At 31.9% G+C, this 23,917-nt stretch carries 23 protein-coding genes and 1 pseudogene; 2 read left to right on the forward strand and 22 right to left on the reverse strand.

Features of this window, described 5'->3' with window-relative positions; genetic code table 11:
• Positions 1–2 precede the first annotated feature (2 nt).
• The 5 genes from X926_RS04905 to X926_RS10410 form a co-directional block, all read right to left on the reverse strand.
• Positions 3–182, reverse strand: coding sequence for a hypothetical protein (locus X926_RS04905; protein WP_199171179.1), 180 nt, complete (start codon positions 180–182; stop codon positions 3–5).
• Between the two features lie 156 nt (positions 183–338).
• Positions 339–932, reverse strand: coding sequence for a hypothetical protein (locus X926_RS04910; RefSeq protein WP_103065254.1), 594 nt, complete (start codon positions 930–932; stop codon positions 339–341).
• On the reverse strand, positions 929–1,606 hold the full coding sequence (locus X926_RS04915; RefSeq protein WP_103065255.1) for a hypothetical protein: 678 nt from the start codon (positions 1,604–1,606) through the stop codon (positions 929–931). The genes X926_RS04910 and X926_RS04915 overlap by 4 nt, the downstream gene beginning before the upstream one ends.
• Positions 1,599–2,495, reverse strand: a complete 897-nt coding sequence (locus X926_RS04920) for an ABC transporter ATP-binding protein (RefSeq protein ID WP_123821364.1) — start codon at positions 2,493–2,495, stop codon at positions 1,599–1,601. The genes X926_RS04915 and X926_RS04920 overlap by 8 nt, the downstream gene beginning before the upstream one ends.
• 701 nt (positions 2,496–3,196) lie before the next feature.
• The gene (locus X926_RS10410) at positions 3,197–3,490 is read right to left on the reverse strand and encodes an integrase core domain-containing protein (protein ID WP_369973678.1); all 294 of its coding nucleotides are present in this window, start codon (positions 3,488–3,490) and stop codon (positions 3,197–3,199) included.
• Between X926_RS10410 and X926_RS10145 the strand changes: the two genes are divergently transcribed.
• On the forward strand, positions 3,414–3,578 hold the full coding sequence (locus X926_RS10145) for a hypothetical protein (RefSeq protein ID WP_158245199.1): 165 nt from the start codon (positions 3,414–3,416) through the stop codon (positions 3,576–3,578). The two genes, X926_RS10410 and X926_RS10145, sit on opposite strands and share 77 nt — an antisense overlap.
• A 41-nt stretch (positions 3,579–3,619) precedes the next feature.
• Here the strand turns inward: X926_RS10145 and X926_RS10415 are convergent.
• The 5 genes and pseudogenes from X926_RS10415 to X926_RS04945 form a co-directional block, all read right to left on the reverse strand.
• Positions 3,620–3,823 (reverse strand): annotated as a pseudogene (locus tag X926_RS10415) (IS3 family transposase); the annotation flags it as partial.
• Positions 3,824–3,886: 63 nt separating this feature from the next.
• The gene (locus tag X926_RS04930) at positions 3,887–4,279 is read right to left on the reverse strand and encodes a transposase (protein ID WP_103065258.1); all 393 of its coding nucleotides are present in this window, start codon (positions 4,277–4,279) and stop codon (positions 3,887–3,889) included.
• A gap of 180 nt (positions 4,280–4,459) precedes the next feature.
• Positions 4,460–4,921 (reverse strand): hypothetical protein, encoded by a 462-nt coding sequence (locus X926_RS04935; protein WP_103065259.1) that lies wholly within the window; start codon positions 4,919–4,921, stop codon positions 4,460–4,462.
• A 593-nt stretch (positions 4,922–5,514) separates the two neighbouring features.
• Positions 5,515–5,736, reverse strand: coding sequence for a Cys-every-fifth RiPP peptide CefA (locus X926_RS04940; protein ID WP_103065260.1), 222 nt, complete (start codon positions 5,734–5,736; stop codon positions 5,515–5,517).
• Positions 5,737–5,796: 60 nt separating this feature from the next.
• A complete protein-coding gene (locus X926_RS04945; RefSeq protein WP_103065261.1) occupies positions 5,797–7,476 on the reverse strand; it encodes an ABC transporter ATP-binding protein in 1,680 nt (559 codons plus the stop codon).
• Between the two features lie 461 nt (positions 7,477–7,937).
• Here X926_RS04945 and X926_RS04950 point away from each other — a divergent pair, with 461 nt between their 5' ends.
• On the forward strand, positions 7,938–9,638 hold the full coding sequence (locus X926_RS04950) for a hypothetical protein (protein ID WP_103065262.1): 1,701 nt from the start codon (positions 7,938–7,940) through the stop codon (positions 9,636–9,638).
• A 163-nt stretch (positions 9,639–9,801) separates the two neighbouring features.
• On the opposite strand, the gene X926_RS04955 is transcribed toward X926_RS04950, so the two are convergent.
• From X926_RS04955 to X926_RS05010, 12 genes are all read right to left on the reverse strand, one after another.
• Positions 9,802–11,121 carry an MFS transporter gene (locus tag X926_RS04955; protein WP_103065263.1) on the reverse strand — a complete coding sequence of 440 codons (1,320 nt, stop codon included), beginning with the start codon at positions 11,119–11,121 and terminating at the stop codon, positions 9,802–9,804.
• 48 nt (positions 11,122–11,169) lie between these two features.
• Positions 11,170–12,399: an MFS transporter gene (locus X926_RS04960; protein ID WP_103065264.1), complete on the reverse strand. Its 1,230-nt coding sequence runs from the start codon at positions 12,397–12,399 to the stop codon at positions 11,170–11,172.
• Between the two features lie 158 nt (positions 12,400–12,557).
• A complete protein-coding gene (locus X926_RS04965; protein ID WP_103065265.1) occupies positions 12,558–13,217 on the reverse strand; it encodes a hypothetical protein in 660 nt (219 codons plus the stop codon).
• Positions 13,214–13,873, reverse strand: a complete 660-nt coding sequence (locus X926_RS04970; protein ID WP_103065266.1) for a hypothetical protein — start codon at positions 13,871–13,873, stop codon at positions 13,214–13,216. The genes X926_RS04965 and X926_RS04970 overlap by 4 nt, the downstream gene beginning before the upstream one ends.
• On the reverse strand, positions 13,870–14,835 hold the full coding sequence (locus X926_RS04975) for an ABC transporter ATP-binding protein (protein ID WP_103065267.1): 966 nt from the start codon (positions 14,833–14,835) through the stop codon (positions 13,870–13,872). Before X926_RS04975 ends, X926_RS04970 begins: the two co-directional genes overlap by 4 nt.
• Before the next feature lie 179 nt (positions 14,836–15,014).
• A complete protein-coding gene (locus X926_RS04980; RefSeq protein WP_103065268.1) occupies positions 15,015–15,662 on the reverse strand; it encodes an ABC transporter permease in 648 nt (215 codons plus the stop codon).
• Positions 15,659–16,573, reverse strand: coding sequence for an ABC transporter ATP-binding protein (locus X926_RS04985; RefSeq protein ID WP_103065269.1), 915 nt, complete (start codon positions 16,571–16,573; stop codon positions 15,659–15,661). The genes X926_RS04980 and X926_RS04985 overlap by 4 nt, the downstream gene beginning before the upstream one ends.
• A 70-nt stretch (positions 16,574–16,643) precedes the next feature.
• Positions 16,644–18,362, reverse strand: coding sequence for an ABC transporter ATP-binding protein (locus tag X926_RS04990; protein WP_103065270.1), 1,719 nt, complete (start codon positions 18,360–18,362; stop codon positions 16,644–16,646).
• A 333-nt stretch (positions 18,363–18,695) separates the two neighbouring features.
• A complete protein-coding gene (locus X926_RS04995; RefSeq protein ID WP_103065271.1) occupies positions 18,696–19,280 on the reverse strand; it encodes a hypothetical protein in 585 nt (194 codons plus the stop codon).
• Positions 19,281–19,291: 11 nt separating this feature from the next.
• Complete coding sequence (locus tag X926_RS05000) at positions 19,292–21,271, reverse strand: methyl-accepting chemotaxis protein (RefSeq protein WP_103065272.1); 1,980 nt, start codon at positions 21,269–21,271, stop codon at positions 19,292–19,294.
• 46 nt (positions 21,272–21,317) lie between these two features.
• A complete protein-coding gene (locus tag X926_RS05005) occupies positions 21,318–22,661 on the reverse strand; it encodes a glycosyltransferase family 4 protein (protein ID WP_158245200.1) in 1,344 nt (447 codons plus the stop codon).
• A 26-nt stretch (positions 22,662–22,687) separates the two neighbouring features.
• On the reverse strand, positions 22,688–23,917 hold the full coding sequence (locus tag X926_RS05010) for an aminoacetone oxidase family FAD-binding enzyme (protein WP_103065274.1): 1,230 nt from the start codon (positions 23,915–23,917) through the stop codon (positions 22,688–22,690).

Consider the following 23,917-nt stretch of genomic DNA (forward strand, 5'->3'; position numbering starts at 1 on the left):
TTTCACACCACCAACTGACTTTCGATGATCTCTTTGTAAACAGGAGAACTTTCTATTAATTCGTTGTGTGTTCCTTCTCCTACTATCTCTCCTTCTTTTAATACTATTACCTTATCTGCCGCTCTAAGAGAAAAATAATAAAATGGCATCATAGTCATTTTATTCATCTCCTTCCGTTTCAATTTTTGTTATCTCTCCTGCGGGATGTTTCTTTTGCGCTCAAATACCTTATTTTTTCTTATACTTTTCCTTTTTTAAATAAAAACACTCTTTCGGATTTTGAACTACTACCATAAATATCTAATGATAATTTGCTCACATTGAAAATACACCTTGTTTTAACTCAAAATCTTCTCCTTATCCTTTTCTGCATAAAATAAGGATAATATTCCTGAAATTACAAAACTAATGAATAAAACAGTGAAAACTAAAAAATCTAATTGAGGAAAGTTTATTGCAATTATTACTCCAAACATGATAGCAACAGTGAAGATAGAAGAAAATTTATCAGATCTATACCAGATACTATAACCTTCAACTAAAATATAGGCAGTCGTCCATACGACAGCGGCAATGGCAAATAAAAGATAACTCCATCCTCCTATTATGATTATCGCCGGTAGTGAAAGAAGAAGAATAATCGTTCCAATTAATCCCCCCGTTAATCCTCTGATCAACAAAATTGCCCTTGCACTTGAAATAACTAAAAAATAGTCTATTAACCCTTTTGATTTATCTATTCTTCTAAATCTATCTGATTGAATAAACAAGGGTACTGTTACAATTAAAAGTATGGGAAGATAATTTAAAAAAGGCAAACCGACATATTTTGAGATGAAAAGTAATATATATATAGCAATAGAAATTGTTATAACAACAAACCAAAGTGGTTTATTTAATGATTTAATCTCTAACCAAAAAATATATTTCATTGTTTAATCACTGCTTTTTCTTTATCCAAAAACACTACAATTAGGATGTCTATCATAAAAAAAATTAAAATGGAAACCGAAGTAAAATGAATCCACGAAATGTGTATTTGTCTGATAAGCTGTAAAAAAGGAAGTATGATAATAGACAGAAAAAAGAATATTGAATAGATAATCCCGTAGACCCATTGAACTTTTAATGAGAAAAGTAGGTAAGTAGAATTACTCAAAGCAATGAGGAAACCTAGCACAAATGGTATTAATAAAATGTAGAAAAAAACAATTAGAGTAAAAGATCCTTTAAAAATAAACAACATGATTAAAGCAAGTACTAATGAAGTTGGAATAACAAAAAAAGTTGACATTAAAGCTCCGAAAAGACTAACTGATAATACATAACCATTAGGACTTATTGGCATAGCTAAAATGTAATCAAACATTTCTCTTTTCCAATCTTCTTTGAAATTAGTTGCAGAACTTGCTACAAATAGAGTAGAACTGATTAGAAAAAAGAATAATCCATTCCACGGGTTTGAATCATCTAATAAGCTCAATAATATAGAAAAGAGAAAAAAAATAACTATATAAATAACACGAAAGATCTTATTTAAATTAGGAGTCTGTTTAAATTTTCTAATATAACGTTTAAATTCACGCCAAAATATAGCTTTAAACATCTCTTTTTTTCTCCTTTCTATAAACATCTTCAAGAGATGTTTGTACTTTGTCTATACTTTTTATTTCTATATTTTCTTTAGAAATAACATTTATAACTTCAGATATCTTCCCTGCCATAAGTCTTATGAAAATCCTTTTTTCTTTAGAGTCATAAGAAGTAAAACCATACATCTCTAAGGATGTTAATAATGAATTTGGTGCTTCATCGTTTATAATTATCTGGTAATCTTCACTCCCACTTTTTAAAATATTTTCTATTGAATCCATTTTCACAATCTTTCCATTGAAAATAAGAATAACCTTATTACATATTTGCTGAAGCTCGTATAGGTCATGAGAACTTATCAACATCGGGATTTTAGTTAAAGTAAGCTCTTTGATAAGGTCCCTTACCAGAAGTTTTCCATCGACATCTAACCCACTTGTTGGTTCATCCATTATTATGGCTTTTGGCTCTCTTAGGAATAAGCGTGCAATAGTTAACCTTTGCTTCATACCCCTTGAAAATGTTTTAACAAGTTTATTTCTAACTCCGTAAAGCTCAACCTTTTTAAGAATGTTGTCTATATTATTAACTTTTGCATGATATAACATTGAATAGAATTTAAGATTTTCATAAGCTGTTAGATCGTCATCTACCCCTGGATGATCCAATACAAAATCGATCTTCTTTCGAGCGTTCAAACTTGAATAAGGATTTTCACTGAAAACTTTTACTTCACCAGCAGAAGGTTTCAGAAGTCCGAGTATAAGTTTTATAGTTGTCGTTTTTCCAGCTCCATTTGGCCCAACATAAGCAATAACATCCCCTTCTTGTATGTTGAATGAGATGTTCTCTAAAACCTTTGTTTTTCCAAACTTTTTTTCAACGTTTTTGAGAAAAATCATCAAATCACTTACCTTTATAAGGCTCCCTTCTTGCAATATATTTCCTAAATAAAAAAGCTCATTCTTTTTTTAGCATATTTCAAAATAAAAGTTAAGAAATAAAACCTCCATCCGTCAATGTTATACCTATGCTTTTAGATTATATTTCCAAGGTATGCAGGTATGCAAGCGTAAGGTTTTTTCCAAAACGAGGCGTGCAATCTTTCAATAGTTAACGCATTAAAAACGCATCCTCCCATCGACATCTATTACACAACTACTTTTACATAAGGCATCACATCTGGCCATTTGCACTAATTGTTTTCATGATATAATCTTTGTGACATTATGAAGTCAAGTGGCGACTATGTAAGCAGTACAAATAAAATAATTGGATTTGTATATTTTAAAATAGACTTTACGGAAGAAAATGTTTATTATCAATATTTGTATATAATGTTAACGATGATAACATTACTAATATATTCAAAGTCAAAAATATAGGAACATATGAGCCTGTAAAAATCAATATAATCATTGTACTTAAAACTACTAATGCAGAGATAATTTTACTGTAATTTTCAAATTTAAAATACGATAACAATGCAAATCCATTATATATAAAAAACAGTAAAATTACCAAAAGCAGTGTAAATAATATTTCGATATTAAATGTAATATTCGGCCTCACCCCCAGTTATTGGAGAATAAATAAAGAAATCTTACTTTTTCATAAAAATGGTTTTGGAATTAAAACAATTATTATCATCAGAAAACATTCTACTAAATTCACTAGGTGTCATATAATTCAAAGAACCATGTGGTCTTAAGTTATGATAAAAGAACATATATGCGTTGTAAGCTTGAAATACCTCTTCAATATTTTCAAAAGAATTCAGTTGAACAAACTCTCTTTCAAGGCTTGAATGGTGTGATTCAATGAACGCTTGTGAATTAGGATTGTTCTTGTATCCAATCTGTGAAGAAACTATCGTCTTATCAAAAGCATCGATAATATCCAGTATGGGAACAAAGCCATCTTTCGTTGTAGGAATAAATTTAATATCTCCTTCCCAGAATCTATTGGGAGCATCTATTTCATGATTACTTGGTCTTTTCTTTGGATGTTTGAAATGGTTCCTGCATGGTCTAACAAAGCCTAGTTCTTTTCTTAATCTGTAAATCTTTTTGTGATTAACAATTATTCCAAATTGGTTCTTAAAGGCAACGGATAACTTCTTATCTCCAAGAGATTTAAAGTAAAAAGTTGGATCGTTTGGATTGTTATTAGAATAAATTGAAATTATAATCTTTTTAATACGTTCATCCTCAACAATTTGACCATTGATAGTATAAGAGAATCCTACGAATCTTTTTTGTTTAGCTTTAGCCTTGTATGATTCACTTGTGGTTCATATTTTTTTTAAAAGTTCTACTTCATCTTGCAATATTCTTAAATGTAATTCTTTTTCAAGAAGTATCTTTTCATAATAATTGAGTTTCTTTTTAAGATAAGCAGAATCATTAGAATTGTTGGAATCATCAGGCCTACTTATTCCAGCTGATTCATAAATGATTGGAGGAATCTTTGAGTAATCAGAAATCATAGACTTAGTTCTTCCTTTTTTGGTATTAAACACAGAGTCATCATAATTAGACTTTTTGTACTTTTGAACCCATTGAGAAAGAGTGTTAATTGGTATAGAATACTCATCAGAGAAATCTTTTAAAGGCTTTTCACTGTTAAAATATTCTTTAATAATTTGCAGCTTTAAATCACTGGAATAAACCTTTTTCTTTTTCATATTCTCACCGCTTGTTTTATTTTACCATTTCTTTTATTTTTCTTCAATCTCCATGAGGGGTGATTATGTTATTTAATTTGTTAGTCAGGAAGAAATTTTACGTTCAGCTGATTTCTAACTATACGTATTTTGTAATTTAATACCTCTTGAAAGTTTTGATAGTTGTGAAATCGTAATAGATTAAAGTGACACGTCGGTATCTCTTCGAAAAAGTTCAATCATGTACTTCTCTGAATTGTTATGAGCAAAATAAATTTTTGCATATAAATCTTCTCTTCTGTCAAAAGGCAATAAAAGATGATAGCCACTCTTAACTAAGCAATCGCCCTTTTCAGTTTTAACGGTGCATTCAACGCGACCTGTTACATAACTTCCAATCCTAATCCAAGGCGAAGGAATTATTCTTACAACAGAACCCTCATAACAAAGGCCCTCTCTTTTCAAAGTTTCAAGTTTGCGTCTATTATAAATACTTTTAATTTTTAGTCCCACACCAAAAATAATCCACAAAGCACCATTAAGTATGAATGCCCAACTTCCGCCTATAACTAAAAATATTACCCCTATTAAGAATAATGGAATACCAAATAAGAATAAAAAAAACTTATATAGCCCTTTCCAAGGCGTTTCTATAATTTTCACCAAGTCACCTCCAAGTTTTGAGAAAAAGTTGAATTCAAATGACATCATCATGGCTGTCATAATTTTATTTACACCGTTAAAACAATGGTATCTACGTTAAGTGGTCATAATCTTTGCTAATGATTATACTTTTACTACAATAAATCTAGAACTATCACAAAGGTTGAATATCTAGTTAGCCGATTTCTATTTCTCATACATACACCTAATCAGGTAGGTGTATGTATGTATGTATGTATGAATGAATGAATGAATGATACAATACTTTTAAGCCACTTTATACAAAACAGAACATTGATTTTTAAAACACTCCAATAATAAATCTCAATGGACTATCTAATAAATCAAAAGAACCTTTTATTCCTTTATAAATTAATATAGTAGAAAAACACAAGTTAATTTTGTAGCTGCTTGTATTTATCTCAATAATGAACAAGTTAAAGTTGAGTCCTTCTGCGTAGATCCTTATCACAGTGCTAAACACTTAGTTAAAATCTACTATACAGAACAAAAGGAGTGTTCTGTACTTGGTATGGTTTCAAGTAGTGAATTCTTTGTCCAAATGGTTTAAAAACTTATGGGTATATACTTTTCTACTTCTCAGAGTCATTAGACCAAGGAAGAACATCAACCACACATGCAAAGCATGCGTCAAGTCCACAAGCAACCGCCACACAACCATTTAAATAACAACCATTTCCTCCACACGCTGCTGCACCACAGGCATCAATGCTGCAACCAGCGGCAGGGCAAGCAGCTACACCGCACCCCTCTGATACATAGCGATATATGTTTCTGATAAAAACTATCATCATTCTATCAAAACACACCTCTACAAATCCTTTTTTCCTCTAAATTTCTGATATCTTAGAAAATTAGACATTTTGTTCACTCCAATTGTTTGGCTTTAACATCAAATTTATAGTTCTATTGCATATATCAGTAAAATAGTCGGAATGGTCTATTATTATGCATATTTTTTCACATAATTCTGTATCTATAAACGATTTAATTAACTCTTTTGTTTCTTTATCTAAATGTGCAGCCGCTTCATCAAAGATAAATAAATCGGAAGAATCTGATTTTATAAGTGCTCGCGCTATTGCTACTTTTTGTATTTCTCCTCCAGAAAGCTTTATCCCATTTTCCCCTACTAAGGTCTTATCCTTTAAAGGAAGGTTATCTACAAACTGCTTTAACCCAGATTTTTTTAGTGCTGTCTCGTATTTTTCCTCACTTACGTCCCCTGCTATTTTTATATTGTTCTCTATGGTATCGTTGAATAAGAATATCTTCTGTGAAACTATTGATATTCTACTTCTTAAAGATCTTTTTGAAAGTTTTTTCAAGTCTATAGAATTTATTAAAATTTCACCGTCATAATTGTCATATAAACCTAATATCAATCTTATGATTGTAGACTTTCCACTACCATTGGGTCCTTTCAAAAGTAATTTATCCCCTCTTTTTGCTTTTAAATTAAAATTATTTAAAACAGTTTCTTTCCCATCAGGATAGCTAAATGTCACATTTTTCATTTCAATCATATTTATTTCGTTTATTTTTATTTTATCGGATGTTTCACTCTCTTGAGGATACTTTAAGAAGAAATTCTTGATTCTATCAAGAGCTACAAAAGCTGGTTTGAAAGTAAACATACTTAAATTCCAATTGATTACTGGGGCATATAATTTTCCAAAATATCCGACAAATGCCATATAAGTTCCTATTGATAAACTTTCTTGGAGGACACCTTTTCCACCTATATAGAGAAGAAGAACACTTACAATTGAAGAAAGAAGAATAATAACTTCGGAGCCAACCGATAATAGGATACTGTATTTTATCGAAGATTTTACATAATCTTTATTGATTTTGTTTATCTTTTCAGTTTCTTTATCTTCTAAATTCATTCTCTTGATTTCTTCAACTCCACTTACTGACTGCTGAAATTTACCATGAAATGTAGCTGCTTTTTCCATTGTTTGACTTGTGAGTTTACCAAAAGCATTTTCAAAGGTTTTTGTGATTAAATAGAATACAGGTATTATTAAGACTAAAATTAGAGTTAACTTAACGTTCATTAAAAACATGATTATCATTGCTCCTATGAATTCAAAAATGCTCAGAATCAACTTGAAACTTTGCATAGAAAATAATGGACTTAAAGAATCAACTTCTCCAAATCTTGAAACAATGTAACCACTTTCACTGTTCGAAAAAAATTCTAATGGTAATTTTATAATGTGATTTGTCAAATCTTTTTTTATTTCTAATAAAGTGTTCTGACTAACTATGGTGAAAAGTGCCGAACTTAAATAATTAAATGTGCTTTTTAAAATATAAATTACAACAAGTATTAAAACGTATTTTGTCAGAATACTCAAGTTTTTCATCATTATTCCTTCATCAAAAGCTAACTTGGTAACATAGGGAGGCAAAAGAGAAATTAGCGATAAGCCAATTAAAAAAAGAAATGATATAATAAATAATTTTATTTTTGGTTTTATGTAATTAAAAACAAATTTCACAAATTGAGTATTTTTCACATTCATGTTTCTTGGGCCTCCTTTTAGATAAGCTGACTTTGGAGAGAGAGAAGGAAAGTATTTTGATTATACTCACCTTGCTTTATCCAAATCCAATCAGTACTAATTTTGATATGTAATGAGTAACACTTTTCTCTTACAAACTCAAAAGACCATTCACTATTTTTATCATACCCTTTTCTATATGATTTTCAACAGATTTTTTTGTTGGCCTGAAATATAGATTGAAATATATTTTCAGAGATTGCCTTAAAAAACCTTATGTAAACTTTAATTAAGATGTTTTTTATCATGTTTTATACTCTGTTTTCGCTTTCTCTTTTTTGATGATAGTTACAATAGAGTTGATTAAAAAGCAAAAAGTGAATGAATATCGGCTCGTTAACATTGGAATCAAAGTAAATATTATGTTATTTTTATATGACAATAGTGGAACAAAAATAGATATTCATAAGGAGATAATTCAAATGCTTTTAAAATTAGTTACCAGGTTGTCAACTTACGGACAGTTTGGAAGGCCATTGATGAATTATCTTGAATCAACTTCTTTAAATGATGAAACAAAAGAATACATAGAAATATTGAAATTATATTGGGATATCAATTATGATGAAGTCATTGAAAGAATAGAAAAAGACATTTCAAAACTACGAAAAGGTAGCTTGTATTATGCACTTTTATCTATTAAACTATCAGCTTTGCACAGATTAAAAAGAGATAAGGAAGTTAAAGATATTTATGTTGAATTAAAAGACAACTTCGGTGATATTCCACAATATGTTAGAGGACTCGTTATAGAAACTTTAAGAAACATACGAGAATTGTATTATGAATCCAATGAAAGTATGGAAAAGGTTAGACATTGGAGTGAAGAATACGAAAACAATCCTGTTGATAAAGGGTTTATACTCATGGCTGATGCAAGAGAAAAAAAGAATGAAGGAAGATATGAAGAAGCGACTCAGTTAAATATTAAAGCATTTAAGATATTGAAGGATGTTCCTCATCCATCTGGGATGGTAGGATCATTAAATAACATAAGTTGGTGGTTAAAAGATGTAGATAAAAGTATCGCTTTAAACTTTAGCTTTCCATTAGGATTTTACCTTGGTTATTACTTTGACAATGATAACTTTAATGTTTTCAATTCACTTGATACTATCTTTCAAGTACAAAAAGAAAGTAACGATCCAATGATGTATGAAACAGCTTTTATCTTCTCAAAGTGTTTATCAAAGGTTGATAAAGAAAGATACAACATTTTAAAAAAGCGGTGTGGAGAAAGTATCAATCAGTTAAAATACTGTGTTTTTAATTTAGATAACAATTATTATTTAAACACAAAGACGTTAAGAAATTTCATAAAGCAAGAAATAGAAAAAGATCAAGTTTCTATTAAAGGACTAAATATCTCAAAAAGAACGTTGAATGATTTCTTATCTGGAAAAACAAAGCAAATAAAGCCAAATACATTGAGAAATATAATAGATAATCTTGAGTTTGAAATAAACACCTCTCTTGCTATTCCAATAATAAAAGAACTAAAAAAGAAAGATATAGACAAAAAGTTTGAAGAAAACTTTTACAAATTTATGCAGTTAAAGGTAGAAAAGCAACTTTCTGAATTTTTTACTTCGTATCTTGTTCATTATTATAAGCAAGAGGTTAAATTAGAAAAGGTGATTAAAGAGATAGAAAGTGGAAGTTTAATCAAAGAAAGATGTGATTATTACACAAGAGAGTTAATAAACTCAATATTTGAAGAAACTCCAAAGATAGATGTTGATTCATTACTTACAAACAACCAAAGACTAAAAACATTCACAAACAAAGATATAACTTTTAAAGAACATCCTTACTATTCAGCAAGGAAAATCCTTGTAAAAAGATTCATGAAAGACTTAAATAAAAAGAATTTAAAAGAGTTCATTGAAAATTACATTGGACTTGATACAAAACAAAAAAAGACAGTAGAAAAGTTCATAATGAATTACGGTAGGTACTATGATTTGAAGGATATCCCCAAAGAATTCACACCGAAAGTACCAAAAGAGATTGATCCATTCGTGAAAAAGTATACGTTGAAAAGGAAACCTTCTGCTATTTCTTTTTATGTTTTTGAAGGGGAAGAGAGAGAAGAGTTTGTGGAAATTTGCAATAATTTTTAATTGAAAAGACTCACATTAGATGTCCGTAAAAAAGATTGGTTATCTCATAGACATAAATACCTTCAAACCAATTCCTTATTTGAATGACAATTAATTATGATATAACTTTAACTCGAGATTAATTAACCTCTATTTTCGGGAAAAAAATCAGGCCCACTTTTTGTTAATCTAAAACTGCATCTGGATTATTTTCTTCTAGGTTCATTACTACTTTATTAAATAGCATTAAAACACAAACGACAATTAAAATCAAACCAGATAGAATGAACATAAGTCCTATCCCCCTGTTTTTCCCAACACCTATTAAAGAGCCAATCCAAGTATTCGATAATGTACCTCCATCGATAAGAAGTGGATTGAATACTTTTTCTGCCAAAACACCTGATAATACAATTGCAACTGGAGTTATAATTTTCAAAAGTCCATCTATCACAGCACCCACTCTCCCCAAAACTTTACCTTCAATTTTGACCTGCATTATCGTACCCAATGTCGCATTTGTGAATGGAACAGGCAACATAAATATGAAAAATCCCACACCAATTATATACCAAAGAGGCGATACACCCATCACACACAAACCTATACCTGATAGTATGAGGCTGATAAATATCGCCTTTACCCTATTTTTACTAGTTGGTATAGTACTTGCAACTAACCCTCCTAAAACTAATGCTACTCCTGATAAGGAGTTTACCATCCCATAAATTACTGAATTATAATTGCCCATTATTATTGGTCCAACAAGTACAAAACTTAAATTAGCTATAAAGTTTAACAGGGCAAATACTGCTATGAGTGAGAAAAAACCTTGTTTCCCTTTTAAATATGTAAGGGCATATTTAAAATCATTGATTATATTACCCATATTTACCCTTTTATCTTTGATAACAGGCTGTGGGATTTTTTGTGATACAACCGTTCCTATTGCTACGAAAAAGGTTATAAAATCGATTGTTAATAAACCTGATAAATCAATTAAAGGGTATAGAGCTCCTGCTACTACAGGTGCTATTATATTTTGAATGGATGGGATTAATTGCATCATTCCATTTGCCCTACCAAGGTTTTTCTTAGGAACAATTTCTGGAATAGAGGCAGTGAATGCAGGACTTTGAAACGTCCCAAATATTGCAGATATGAAGTTAATAGGAAAAATCATCCATAGTTTCATTTGCTCCGATATAAGCAATATGATCATAAACATTTTTAAAAGTGCGTCAAATGCGTCTGTGAATATAATTATATTTTTCCTGTTTTTCCTATCAGCGACTGTTCCTGCGATCGGTGCAAAGATTATCCCTGGTAAAATCCGCATTAAAACAGTCATAGTAAAAGTCATTGCACTTCCAGTTGCTTCTAAAACCCAGACAGATAACCCAAAAGTTGTCAAACCAGAGCCTAAAATAGAGACAAATTGCCCTATCCAAATTATCATAAATTTTGTCATAGATTTTTCTGGATTTGACTTATTTTGATTCATCCCTTTTAACCTCCCGATAATACCTTATGGAAACAAGTATTGATTTCACTATTTTGATTTCTCGACATTCTGCACTCCTTCTCTCACAGTTCTTATTGTTACACCGATTTTGATTAATAGTGTAATTGTAATAATGCTTCCTATGAATGCTAACAACCAATTGTAGCGAAAACCTATTTGATCTGCGATATAACCACTTACCAAAGGAATAGTGAAACCAAACAAGGATCCAGCAGCAGAAATAGCTGAAATATAAGATGCTCTCCTCTCACTTGGAATAAGATCATGAACCCATACTGAACTAGCACTCATATCTATGCCCAATCCCAATTCGATTAAACAGGCTCCTATGTAGAAAGCAACAATTGAAGTGTGAGAAGCGATTGTAATAGAACCTATTGCAATTAAACCTTGCCCCATTATTGATACTTTCACACCTTCAAAACGCTTTAGAAGTATGCCTGCTAAACTATTTCCGATGGCTAAAACTACAAGAAAAATGGCCATTGTGAAACCTAAGTATGCAGTAGGCAATTTAAGCTCTTTGACCATATATAATTGCCATATCATTACAAAGGTCTGGAATGCGATTCTTCCTGTCATAGAGCGAATCAAAATTAATCTCATCGTGGTACTTTTAAAAATATCAATTGTGTTTCGAACAAGGGCTTTCCTAAATGAAATTGCCCTATCTCCGTAATTTTCATTTAAAATAAAAATAAGAATGATGGATGTCCCAAGTCCCATTATACCAGCAACCAATAGGGGAAAATCCGGACGACCAATTGCAAGAAGAGAGGATAATAAAGCCACAATGGCACCGAATATTAGTGAAATTGCATTTGCATTCGGAAACACTTTCGCTTTTACATGAGATCGACCCTCTTTAGTAATTTCATCTACAAACCAAGATTCTGGAGTACCACTAATCAACGATACCCCGACTGCCCACAATAAAATACTCAAGATAAAAGCGAATAGATTACTTGCTTGGAAAAATACCAGTAAACCGATGGACCATATAAAAAATCCTAACACTAACGATCTTTTCCGACCGTATTTATCTGCAATGTTTCCAGTTGGATAGTCAAATACACTTAACGCTATTGAAGAAATCGCTAATACCTGGCCAATTTGAAATGAAGTTAATCCCCTTATACCCATATGAGCAACATATACAGTGCCAAATAATTTATCAATACTCTGATAGAGCATAATAATAAAATAATATTTCATTATTGTAGAACCAGATTTCATTGATTTACCAAAATTCCCCATAGGTCAAATCCTCCAGTTTTTATAAGATTACTGCCTTTAAAAACTCTAAATCTAATATATGGGGTCTCTTTTCCCTCACTTCCAACCCCTTATGACCTCTATCCTTAAACCTCTTTACAAAGTATGTCATTGGACTGTTCTGCCACAGGAGGTTTTCTCTACGCTCCCCATAAATTAATGACAGCTTCTTTGTTCTCTCTCCCAAAGAAGGATAGAATCAAAAAAATAACTACGCCGATAATTGACATAATCCAAAGAACCGTATACGCCCAATCTATAAAAAATATAAGAAAAGAAAAAAGATAAAAAGGTAATATCACAAAGCCTAAAAGATTATTGAAAAAGGTATTTGAAGAAAGCAACGAAATTCCGCCTTCTCTTTGTATCCCCCAAGCCCCAGTAGATGTAAATAAAGAAAGGATCAAAACTGAGCCCAAATTCGAAAATCCAGCATCATAACCGAATGTCTTTAAGATTATTATTGATACTAAGAACGTGAAAATTGATAAAATCATTCTAATAATAACTGAAAACATAACATCCTTAAAGTAAACTTTTTTCAGCGAGAGATGAGTCGATGCGATTGCTTCGAGAAAACCACTCATCATTTCCCTCGTATTTTCACATATCCCAAAAATCATGGTAGTGAATATCAAAGATACAAAGGGTAATAGAACTTCTAAAGATAGATAAGGATTAACAATTCCAATAAAACATGTCATACCTATCATCATAGCCAGGCTTACAATCAAAGTTTTTATTCCCTTTTTTAAAAAGATGAGATTTTTCCACAATATGGCGTCTATTTTTATTTTCATAGTTTTGTTATAGCCACCTTTTCTTTATTTATTTTCCTTATGATTCCTAAGAATATAGCGATCAAAATCGCTGAAACGATCAGTGTTATTATAACCATTAACCTGAGTGAGTAAGTTAAGAAAAAAGCGCTGAGATTCAAAAAGAGAACGGCAAATATAAAGACTCCTGATTTAATAAGTGTGGTAACCGTGATGTTTGCAAAGAACCAGTAACAACTCCCTACCAAGCCCTCTATACTAAAGACAAAGGGAATCGCTATTGCCAAGATCAGAAGATTATTTATTGAAGGAGTTACTATTTGATTATACATGATCCATGAAATGAAAGTTGAGATAAAAAGAATTATCCACCCCAGACAAATGGAAACAATCGTTATTAAACGTGCCTTAATAAGAAGTATTTTTCTGACTGAATAATGCGTGGCAAGGATACTTTCTAACGATCTATCTGAAATTTCCATAAAAAATATTTTGTTATTTAAGTTAAACCCAACGATTAAAGGAATCAATAGTATTAGATTTGAATAACTTTGCTGAAATTTTTCAATTGATATTAAGGATGAAATAGCTATAAATAAGCCAAGTATTATTGAAAAAAGAAAGGAACCCTTGGATTTTTTTAAAACAGTGAGATCTTTCCATAGGATTGCATTCATCTTTTCACCCCTTTTAATGCTCTTGTTACAAGGCCTTTTCTAATTTCTGGTTCGGATCTTAATAGCTTTAAATATAGATCTTCCAACCCTTCTTCTTCTGTTTTCATCTCCTGAACTTTTACACCTGTTTTTGCCAGTACTTCAAATATTCTTCCAGAATCATTCCCTTCGATGTAAATCGTATTACCATCGATTTCTATTTTCATTTCTTTACTTAATTCTTCTACCCAAGGCCCAATTTCTTTTACTTTTACAACGGTTCTTTTGGCACTGAAACGACTTTTTAATTCTTCATAAGAACCTTGTGCTACCATCTCGCCATGGTTTATAATCGCAATATTCGAACATATCTTTTCTACTTCTTCAAGATCATGGGATGTCAGAAATATTGTCTTTCCTTCTTTTTTGAGAGCAAGAAGCATTTCTCTTATCAATGTTCTTGCTTCAGGATCCAATCCAAGCGTAGGTTCATCGAGAAAAATTAAAGTGGGATCACAGATAAGAGCCCTGGCAAGGGTTAATCTTCTGGTCATACCATGGGAATATGTGGCGACGGGCTTATCCTTTACTTTCCACAACCCTGCAAAAGTAAGAAGACTTTCAATCCTTTCTTTCCTTTCACTGGGACTAGAATCTTCATAATATATCCTGTCAAAGAATTCCATGTTTTCATATCCCGTAAGGATGTAAGATACACCCAAACTCTCAAGCATGAAGCCAATCTTTTTTCTCTTCTTGTCATATTCCTTTGTTGTAACATCAACATCAAATACCTTTATTGTACCGTTAGTTGGTTTTAAAATGTTTAAAATCAGTCTAACCATGGTTGTTTTACCCGCGCCATTAGGTCCCAACAATCCAAAAGCTTCTCCTTCTTTAATTGAGATGTTTATATTCTTCAATGCAGGCTCTTCTTTTCCTCTGTATTCTTTGCAAAGATTTTTTATTTCTATAATATCCATATCAAATCCATCTTCCTCCTAACAAAGTGGTCGATACTTGTAAAACTTGCTACCTGATTTAACGGTCAACTTGCCAACCAATTACTTTTTTTATACTTCTGAATTTTTTGCTTGTTGAAATAATTTTTGCGTTTCTGTGTTTTACAAACTTCTTTTGGGCTCGCCACGCCATTTTTTTCTTATTCAACCATCAGTCTTTTGCCAAAGATATCTACGAAGTAGATGATTCCTAATATAGCCATTAATCCCAGAAATATCAAAATAAGATTTTGCCAGTTTTCTAAAATAATTAACTTTTCCCACAGATTTCCATTCATTCCCACAAAAATTAAGAATAAAAAAAGAAGGATTCTAACTATGAATGGGTTATCAAACACGAGAAGCCCTATTCCAACTAAACCACTAAGTACCGCCGACCAAATCGGAAAGGTTATCAATACCGTCAAAAGTATTTCAAAATTAGCAATTACTCCCATAGAAAAAATGTTTGTTATATATTGCACAATAACTCCCCATAACATGAATACCTGTGTGAACAATAATACTGCCAACATTTTCCCAAAGAATATTTCTTTTATATTTAAAGGTGATGCCAAAAGGTATGAGATGTTTTTATTTTCCTTCTCTCGTTGAAAGCTGATCCAACCAAATGAATAAGGAACGCAAAAAGTAACTATAAAAGAGGAGATAAGAATAGGGTTAAATTTATTTGAACTATCCAAATTAAACGTTATTACAAAGATAGTAATAACCGTCAAAAGAGAAAAAAATTGAAATCGTTTCCTTATGAACATTCGTAACTCTTTTTTAATTAGGGCTCTCATCATTCTTCGTCCTCCTTCACGATATAAGTATATATATCCTCAAGCGTTACTTTTTCTTCTTCCACCCTTTCAACGTCTATTCCTTTATTCACGAGATATCGAACTACTGATGATGGACTTATTTTATCTCCAGAGAGCATCAACTCTTTTTCCCCTATTATATTTACTTCAGAATCCTTGGAAATCTCATTTACTATATTCTTGGGAATTTTATTACTTACCTTTATTGTTACACCCATTCTAACTCCCAAAGCCTCTTTCAATTCTTCCATATTTCCAGTTACAACTATTTGCCCTCTTCTCAAAAGTATTATCCTTGAACATATTCTTTCTATATCGAAAAGATCATGAGAGGTTATTAAAAGCGTTTTTTCTTTATCATGTAAGCTTTTTAAAAATTCTACCATGTTTTTTCTGGCTACAGGATCAAGATTGGACGTTGGTTCATCCATTAAAACAATTGAAGGATCATGCAAAAATGCTCTTGATATGGCTAACTTTTGTTTCATACCTGCGGAAAGTTCCTTTACCAAACTTCCCTTATTTTCATAAAGTCCCCATTGGTTTAGTAGTGCTTCTCCCCGTATTTGGGAAACCTCATATAATTCACTCCAGAACTTTATATTTTCATCAACGGTTAAATCATCATATAGACCAGGTCCGTCCAAAATAAAACCTATCTTTTTTCTTTCGCGCTTGGTCATCTTATCAGTATCTACCCCTAAAATTTTTGAAACCCCTTCAGTTGGTTTCAAAAGTCCTAATATTATATTTATCAGGGTAGTTTTTCCTGCACCGTTTGGCCCGATCAATCCTACAATTTCTCCCGCATTTATTGAAATATTTATATCTTTCAAAGCTTCTACCCCATTTTTATAAACCTTTCGAATATCTTTTAATATAATTGTTTCCATAAATCTATTCCCCCCTTCCAAATATTTTTTTGAACAATTCTATAAATGCGTTACAATGTCTTTTAAGTTTTTATCCGTCATTCTGAGCATCTTTGACATACTGTTTCTTAAATAATTCTCGGTAACTTTCATTCTTTTTGTATAATTCTATGTGTGAACCGGAATCCACTATAGTACCATTTGCCATAAAATATATCTTATCTGCTTTTATTATTGTTGAAAGGCGATGAGAAACCAATATTATCGTCATGTCTTTTTCCTTTTCCTTTAGACTTTCAAATATTAATTCTTCAGTGTGTGAATCCATTGCAGAAGTAGCTTCATCCAGCAACAGCATCTTAGGAGGATGTAATAATGTTCGAGCTAAATTGACTCTTTGCTTTTGCCCACTGGATAAGAGCAAACAGTTTTTATTTAAAGACTCTGAAAATTCTGTTAGTTGTGTGATTTCTAGAATCTCATTTATTATACTTTTTTCAACTTTTTCACCTAATAATATATTCTCTTCTATACTTGCATTGAATATAAAAGGAGAACCTTCTACATATTTAATATTTCTTCTTAAATCTGCAAGATCATATTGTGAAAGTTTTAATTTATTTAGCAATATTTCTCCTCTTTGCGGTTTATATAATTCAGTTAATAGTAAAAGTAAAGTGCTTTTCCCTGTTCCGGTTGATCCAACAATGGCTATCTTTTCACCTTTGTTGATTTGTAAATTTATATTCTTTAATATATAATTATTTTCCTCATATGAAAAGAAAACATCGTGGAAATCAATTGTAAATTCTTTTGGAAAGAGCATTCCTTTACGTGTTTTTTCCTCTTCTTGATTTAGTAAAGTTTCAATTCTATCTATTGATGGAAAAGCGGCAGGTGTGGTAGTGAAGAGAAAAGCAAGGTTCCATACTGGGACATATAGCCTTCCAACGAATGTAAAAAAGGCGATCAGCGTTGGAATATCTACTAAACCCCTCATTGATAAAATTGCACCAATGCACAAAATAATAATAGGTAAACCCTCTTCAATATACATAGTTATACTAGTATATAGTTTTTCATAAAAGCTTTTGTTTTTCATAGAGTTATTCCAGTCACGGATCTTGTTTTGAAAAAGATGGTAAAAATAGGTAGTTTTTTCCAATAATCTTATGATAATTGAGGAATTTATCCCTTCTTCTATTGATTTTACAACATTATCGTTTGCCTCTCGTTCTAACAAAGACATACTTTCCATCTTTGGTTTGAACTGCTTTTGGCATAATAAGTATATGGGCAAGGAACAAACAAATATTATGGCTAAATAGGTATTTAATTTAAAAGCGACATAACATCCTACCGAAAATTCAGCTATTGCCTGAAAAACAGATGTGAAAAAAAGTGTTTCTTCTCCAACTATGTCTATATCAGAGGTGAACCGCGCCATCAATTCACCAGATGGCTTCCTTTTATGGTACGAGGCAGGTAATTTTAGAACCTTTAGGTATAATTTCTCACGCAAGCTTCCTTTCACTAACAGTTTCAAAATGTCTCCATGATAATCGCTTAGAAACCAAATGAAACGTGTGAAGGAATAAATAGTAAGAATCAGTAAAGCTGTAATTAAGGCACTTTTCATCCCTTGCCCATCGTTTATTGTTGTAATTTCTTGCATCAAGTTTTCGATTAAAAATGGAGTCACAGCTACTAATGGTATTGATGAGAAAATCAGTATGAAATTTATGAATAACTCTTTTTTAAAGCGAGAAACCTCTTTCCAAAGAAAATAAAGGGCTTTTTTATATTTCATTAAAGTTCCTCCAATGTAACAAATTCTTAGTCATACAATTCGTTAATGAAGAAAACTTTATAAGTTTCAAGTGTTTTTTAATTGAATTCAAATATGCATTGATAAAGTATTACAAAGGAACCATCTGCTGTTTCTTTTTATGGTTTTGAAGTGGAATAAAGAGAAGAGTTCATCAAAATTAGCAGCAATTTTTAATTGAAAAACGCCCAGCATGGGGGCCTTTAAAAAAATTATTTCAATAACTTTTTCAGTTCTTCTAATGAATTCTGCTCCCCTTCGCCCGGAAATTTATCTGCCAATGTATTCATCACACTCTGTAACCCGCTAATTTTGTTATTTTATGTATCCTTCTTTTTTTAAGAAATATTGAGATAAATTTAGTATTCTTTTGTCTTTCATTAGGTCTTTGAAAAATTGTTCGTATTCTGGTTCGCTTTTGTACCATTTGTGTATTAAGTCTAAAAAACCGATATCTTCATCATCTTGCTTTATATACAACCTTGCATAGCCGTATCTGTTCCATATATTTATCTGGACCATGTAATCATATGATAAGGATTCTATGATTCCTTTTAGGGTTTCTCTGTCTTTTTGTATGGCTTCTTTTTCTTTTTCTAAAATTGAGAGAAGGAAAAACAAGAATCCTTCTCCCAGTTCATCAATGATTATTTCATTTTTTTTAGTTGTTTCTTCGTCAAAGTCATAGAAATCATCGTCTTTTTGGAGCGCGTAACCGGGTACTATTTCAAAGTTTTTTAAGATTTTTAGTACTTGCATTATTTCTTTTTTGCTTCTCACTTCTTTTCTGAATCTAAGATTGTTTTCTCTTTCGTATGTTTCAAATTTAAGTTTGTCTAAAACTTCAAGTTGGTTGTCAGTGAGTACTTCTAAATAGTAACCTAAGTACAGTTTAATCAAGATAAATTCTCCTACAGTCTGAATATTTTCAACTGTTCCGAGAGCTCTTCTGATAAAGTAGAGAGTTCTTGAGCGTTCTTTTCAATTTTTATTGCATCTTCTTTTTGGGTATTAATTAGGTTAGTTACTTCATTCAAACTTTCGCTTATAGACGTTACCGCTTGTGCTACTCTGTCCATGGCTGAGCTCATCTCTTCGGTACTTGCACTTTGTTCTTGCGAGGTTGCTGTTAAGTTGTCTATTCCACTGTTTAGATTTTTTACCATGTTTAAAATTTGCTGGAATTTGTCGTTTATACCGTTCATTTGATCATTGAGGTTTTGTATTATTCCAACTGTTTCGTTTGTGCTATCATTTACAACGTTGGTGCTGTTTTTAATACCTTCAAGCATTTTTTCGATTTGAGAAGTTGCATTTTTGGAATCTTCTGCCAAACTTCTTATTTCATCTGCTACAACTGCGAATCCTTTTCCTGCTTCTCCTGCTCTTGCTGCCTCTATAGCTGCGTTCAAAGCTAAAAGATTTGTTTGCTCTGTTATAGAATTTATCGTGTTAACGATCTTGCTGATACTTTCAGATCTTTCTATTAAGGCTTTTACTACATTCTGCGTTTTTCTGGATTTATCCACTGCTTCTTTTATTGTTTTATCTATCAATTTTATAGATTCAAGTCCTTCGTTAGCTGCGTTTTCTGTTTCTGAAGCAGCGGTGTTGAGTTCTTGAGCTGATTTAGAAACATTTTGGGCGGCTGCTGATATTTCCTGAATGCCTGAGGTAACCTCTTCAACGGAGGCGGAAGTATCTTCAGCATTTTCACTTATTTCAGCAGCCTTTTCCGAAAGGGTTTCTGCTGATTGAGAACTATTTTTAGAAATGTTAAGTAATTCCATAGCAGAACTGTCAATCTTTAAAGAGCCTTCTCTTATTGAGTTTATAGAATTTTTCCACGCGTTTATTGCTTGATTTAATGAATCTGCCATTTCTCCAATTTCGTCTTTTGAGTTTATATCAATGGAAGTTGATAAATTACCTTTTCCTATCTCTGAAAGATATATCTTAAATTTGTTTATCGGCTTTATAATGTAGTAAGTAACGAATAAAATACCAACTATTACCGCAACTACGGTTATTATTATGAAGAGTATGAGAGAGAACATGGTGGTAGCTCTTACTTCACTGAATAAATTGTTAGTATCGACTAGAGTAATAACAGTCCAATTCGGATCGCTAATTTTATCATAAGCCAAGAAAGTTGATCCGTTTTGAACATACATGGAACCACTTTTTTGAGTTAAATTTTTAAAGTATTCTTCTTGTGAAATGTCTTGACCAATTGTATCACTTTCAGGATGAAAGATAACCTGACCTTTTTGGTTTATTACATAAATCGTTTCTCCAGTTCCTAACTCATTACCAATAATTTCATAAACCTTAGACATAGAAAGATCTATCCCTACTACTCCAACGATTTCATTTTTATCGTTTTTTACAGCCTTTGAAAGAGTAATTAAAGTATCACCTGTTACCACATCTACGTAAGGATCTGATACAATAACTTCTTGTGGCGTTTGAATGGCGTCTTTGTACCAAGGCCTTATCCTTGGATCAAAATCACTTGGTATTTTGTTTTCAGATTCTACAGGTCTCATAAAGATATCCCCATTTTTTGACCCCACATAAACAGCTATAAATTCAGGGTATCCTTTAATGAAGTTTTGGAGCTTTTGATACATTCTATCTCTTTCTTCTTTTGACTGTTCAAGTAAATTAATGACATCGGGATCACTAGCGATTGTAGAGGTAGCTTTTTTGAGATCATCCATGTACTGATTAATAAAATTGGCTGTTTGGGAATTGTTAACTTCAATTAATTGAGAAGTGTCTTCTCTTAAAATGTTGCCATAATTCAATGATGAATATGTGATAAAAAAAGCCATAGGTACAACGGAAATTAAGATGATTAAAACTGCCATTTTCCATTTTAGTGTCATATTTATCTCCCCCTGTCTTTACTTGCTCTATATTGCCTTTAGAATTTTATAGCGCCCTTTCACCCTGCAACCCAACTTTTTCTACCAACAAGTTTTTTAACTTTTTCCCCAAAGTTTCATAGGAAAAGTATTTTTTTCCAAGGTCAAAATTCTTTTGGACAATCTTTGAAGCCCTTTGGGCATCGAATAGAATTTGAAAAATTTCTTCTTTTGCCTTAATAATTTCGTTTTGGTTGACTCTGTACCTACCCCTTTCATATTCAGCTTTACTTCCTAGACTTACAACCTCAAAGCCTAAGGGGGCTATGTCTTTTTTGTAAACCGGATATTCAAACATCAACACAGGTTTTTTTGAGAATATCGCTTCCAAAAATTGATTACCAAAACCCTCTAAAATGCTTGGATAGGTTATAAAATCGGCTATTGCATAAAAATCCCATAGAGAGAAAATCTCTTCCTCTTCGTGCCTGATGTCATCGGAAATGGAAAAAGCCAATTTTAGTTCTACATCTTTTTGTGAGGCGTATTCTTTTAACACTTCTACATAATCGGATTCTTCCGAAAGGCCAGGCAGTACCAAAAATACGTTTGTGTCTTGAGTTATCTTTTTACCGTTGAAGGTTGTTTCCCCAATATACTTTTTTAAATCCTTTTTTACTTCTGATACCGTATCGATCGCTAATTCTATAGCTTTTCTTCTGACAATTCTAGTTGCTTGTAAAAAAATCAAATCGTTTTGAGATATGTTCAACTTGTCGTATATTTTTATGTTGTAATCATCAATTTCCCAACGCTTTTGATTAAAATCGAATACGTTAGGTATGACGACACTATCCAACCCTTTTTTATTTTTTAACTCTTCTTGTGCTAACGAATTTATGACCACGTGGGGTATATCTCTTGGAGGAAAATAACCTTCTAAGATCTCTTTGATGTAATCGTTGGTTGGATTTTTGTAAAAATCTCTTTCCCAGTAAAAATCATGATGGTGACCTATAATTTTAATCCCATTATCTTTACAAAACCTATAAATAGCTACAGCTGCTGCAGGATTGTGCGCTAATGAAAAGATGTTATTCACAATCATTACATCCAAATCCATCATTTCGTATAGTTGATTGTAAATATCTTCTATGTATCTATTCATCTCCTTTTTAAAGTAAGCCTCATCCCAGCTGTTTAAATTTACAAAAGATTTTTGTTTCAGTATGTTACTTCTTTTGTCCGTATATGCGATGTATGGAATTTTGAATCCAGGTGACGTCCCCATATCCCCGGCAATTAAATACGTTTTTAAATGCATGTTTCTAAGAACTTGCTTCCATTTAACCATTTCTAAGGAAACACCGTCTGTTTCTCCTACCCTGTAGTGTACTAAACCAATCTCCATTGGATTGACTCCCTCCATACTTCTTTTTATTCAGAAGAAGCGGAATTTCCTGCTAAGTATCCAGTAGACCAGGACCATTGCAAATTGTATCCGCCACTTTCTCCAGCTACATCCATAATCTCACCTGCAAAAAATAAATCAGGTATAATTGTAGACTCTAAAGTATAAGGGTCTATTTCAGTTGTATTAATTCCACCTAAAGAAACCTGAGAATCTTTCCAACTTGTCGTTCCTACAACTTCGAAATTCCAGTCTTTTAAGTTATCGGCCAGCATTTCTATATCTTTATCGTTAAAACCGCTAACAGGTGCTTCCAAATCTTCAAATCCTATCTTTGGTAAAAAATATGGAATCAATCGTTCATCGATAATACTTATCAGTAGGAGTTTTATAGGTCTTTCAGGCTCTGATCTAATCTTTTTGGTTAAAAAATCTACTAAACTTCTGTGCAAATGTTGAGGAAAGGGTACAATTTTTAGAAAAATAGGAGTGTTTTGTTCTAAATACTGATGGACATAATTACTTAGTTCTAATATTGGTATACCAGAAAGGACGTCATCTTTTTTGAAAAGTATTTCACCAGTATAGACTTTGGAAACAATTTTCCCGTTTTGATCTATTAGAAATACATTCCCTTCCAACTTTGAACCTGCCACATCTTTATCGATATGCGGTCTCACTTTCAAAGGAACTAACCCGGGATGTAATTCAACAATAGAATGTCCCAAATCTTGGAGAGTAGGAAATATACTACCGTTGGATCCGTATTGAGGAGAGGAGCTTCCACCTGTTGCCACTATTACTTTATCCGAGTGGAATACCCTGTGTTGCCCTTTTATAAGAAATTTTTCTCCTTCTTTAATTATTTGGTTGATTTGGAAGTTAAGCACAACTTCCACGTTGTATTTTTCCAATTCGTAAATGAAATTAGTAACAATATCTTTTGATTTTTCTGTGTAAGGAAATAGTTTGGTACCTTTCTCTTTTACCATTATTCCTAATTCTTCAAAAACACTAAGTGTTTGTACAACACCAAAAATATCAAGTACTTTTTTCACAAAAGGCAAATTGTTGCTGTAGTAATGGGTTTCATTCGTATCAAAATTGGAGAAATTTCCTCTTCCATTGCTACTTGCCAAGAGCTTTTTAGCCAATTTGCCTTTTCTTTCAATTATTCTTACTTTTGCTCCATTCCATGCCGCAATTGTTGCAGCCATTAATCCAGCAGCTCCTCCACCGATCACGGTAATCAACAT

Origin of the sequence: Petrotoga sp. HWHPT.55.6.3 (genome assembly GCF_002895495.1) — a bacterium.
Lineage (GTDB): Bacteria > Thermotogota > Thermotogae > Petrotogales > Petrotogaceae > Petrotoga > Petrotoga mobilis.

Coding starts and splice junctions, on each gene's coding strand:
- X926_RS04910 (WP_103065254.1), bottom strand. CDS start 932: ATGAAATATATTTTTTGGTTAGAGATTAAATCATTAAATAAACCACTT.
- X926_RS04915 (WP_103065255.1), bottom strand. CDS start 1,606: ATGTTTAAAGCTATATTTTGGCGTGAATTTAAACGTTATATTAGAAAA.
- X926_RS04920 (WP_123821364.1), bottom strand. CDS start 2,495: ATGATTTTTCTCAAAAACGTTGAAAAAAAGTTTGGAAAAACAAAGGTT.
- X926_RS10145 (WP_158245199.1), top strand. CDS start 3,414: ATGAACGCTTGTGAATTAGGATTGTTCTTGTATCCAATCTGTGAAGAA.
- X926_RS04930 (WP_103065258.1), bottom strand. CDS start 4,279: ATGAAAAAGAAAAAGGTTTATTCCAGTGATTTAAAGCTGCAAATTATT.
- X926_RS04940 (WP_103065260.1), bottom strand. CDS start 5,736: ATGATGATAGTTTTTATCAGAAACATATATCGCTATGTATCAGAGGGG.
- X926_RS04945 (WP_103065261.1), bottom strand. CDS start 7,476: ATGAATGTGAAAAATACTCAATTTGTGAAATTTGTTTTTAATTACATA.
- X926_RS04950 (WP_103065262.1), top strand. CDS start 7,938: ATGCTTTTAAAATTAGTTACCAGGTTGTCAACTTACGGACAGTTTGGA.
- X926_RS04955 (WP_103065263.1), bottom strand. CDS start 11,121: ATGAATCAAAATAAGTCAAATCCAGAAAAATCTATGACAAAATTTATG.
- X926_RS04960 (WP_103065264.1), bottom strand. CDS start 12,399: ATGGGGAATTTTGGTAAATCAATGAAATCTGGTTCTACAATAATGAAA.
- X926_RS04965 (WP_103065265.1), bottom strand. CDS start 13,217: ATGAAAATAAAAATAGACGCCATATTGTGGAAAAATCTCATCTTTTTA.
- X926_RS04970 (WP_103065266.1), bottom strand. CDS start 13,873: ATGAATGCAATCCTATGGAAAGATCTCACTGTTTTAAAAAAATCCAAG.
- X926_RS04975 (WP_103065267.1), bottom strand. CDS start 14,835: ATGGATATTATAGAAATAAAAAATCTTTGCAAAGAATACAGAGGAAAA.
- X926_RS04980 (WP_103065268.1), bottom strand. CDS start 15,662: ATGATGAGAGCCCTAATTAAAAAAGAGTTACGAATGTTCATAAGGAAA.
- X926_RS04985 (WP_103065269.1), bottom strand. CDS start 16,573: ATGGAAACAATTATATTAAAAGATATTCGAAAGGTTTATAAAAATGGG.
- X926_RS04990 (WP_103065270.1), bottom strand. CDS start 18,362: ATGAAATATAAAAAAGCCCTTTATTTTCTTTGGAAAGAGGTTTCTCGC.
- X926_RS05000 (WP_103065272.1), bottom strand. CDS start 21,271: ATGACACTAAAATGGAAAATGGCAGTTTTAATCATCTTAATTTCCGTT.
- X926_RS05005 (WP_158245200.1), bottom strand. CDS start 22,661: ATGGAGATTGGTTTAGTACACTACAGGGTAGGAGAAACAGACGGTGTT.
- X926_RS05010 (WP_103065274.1), bottom strand. CDS start 23,917: ATGTTGATTACCGTGATCGGTGGAGGAGCTGCTGGATTAATGGCTGCA.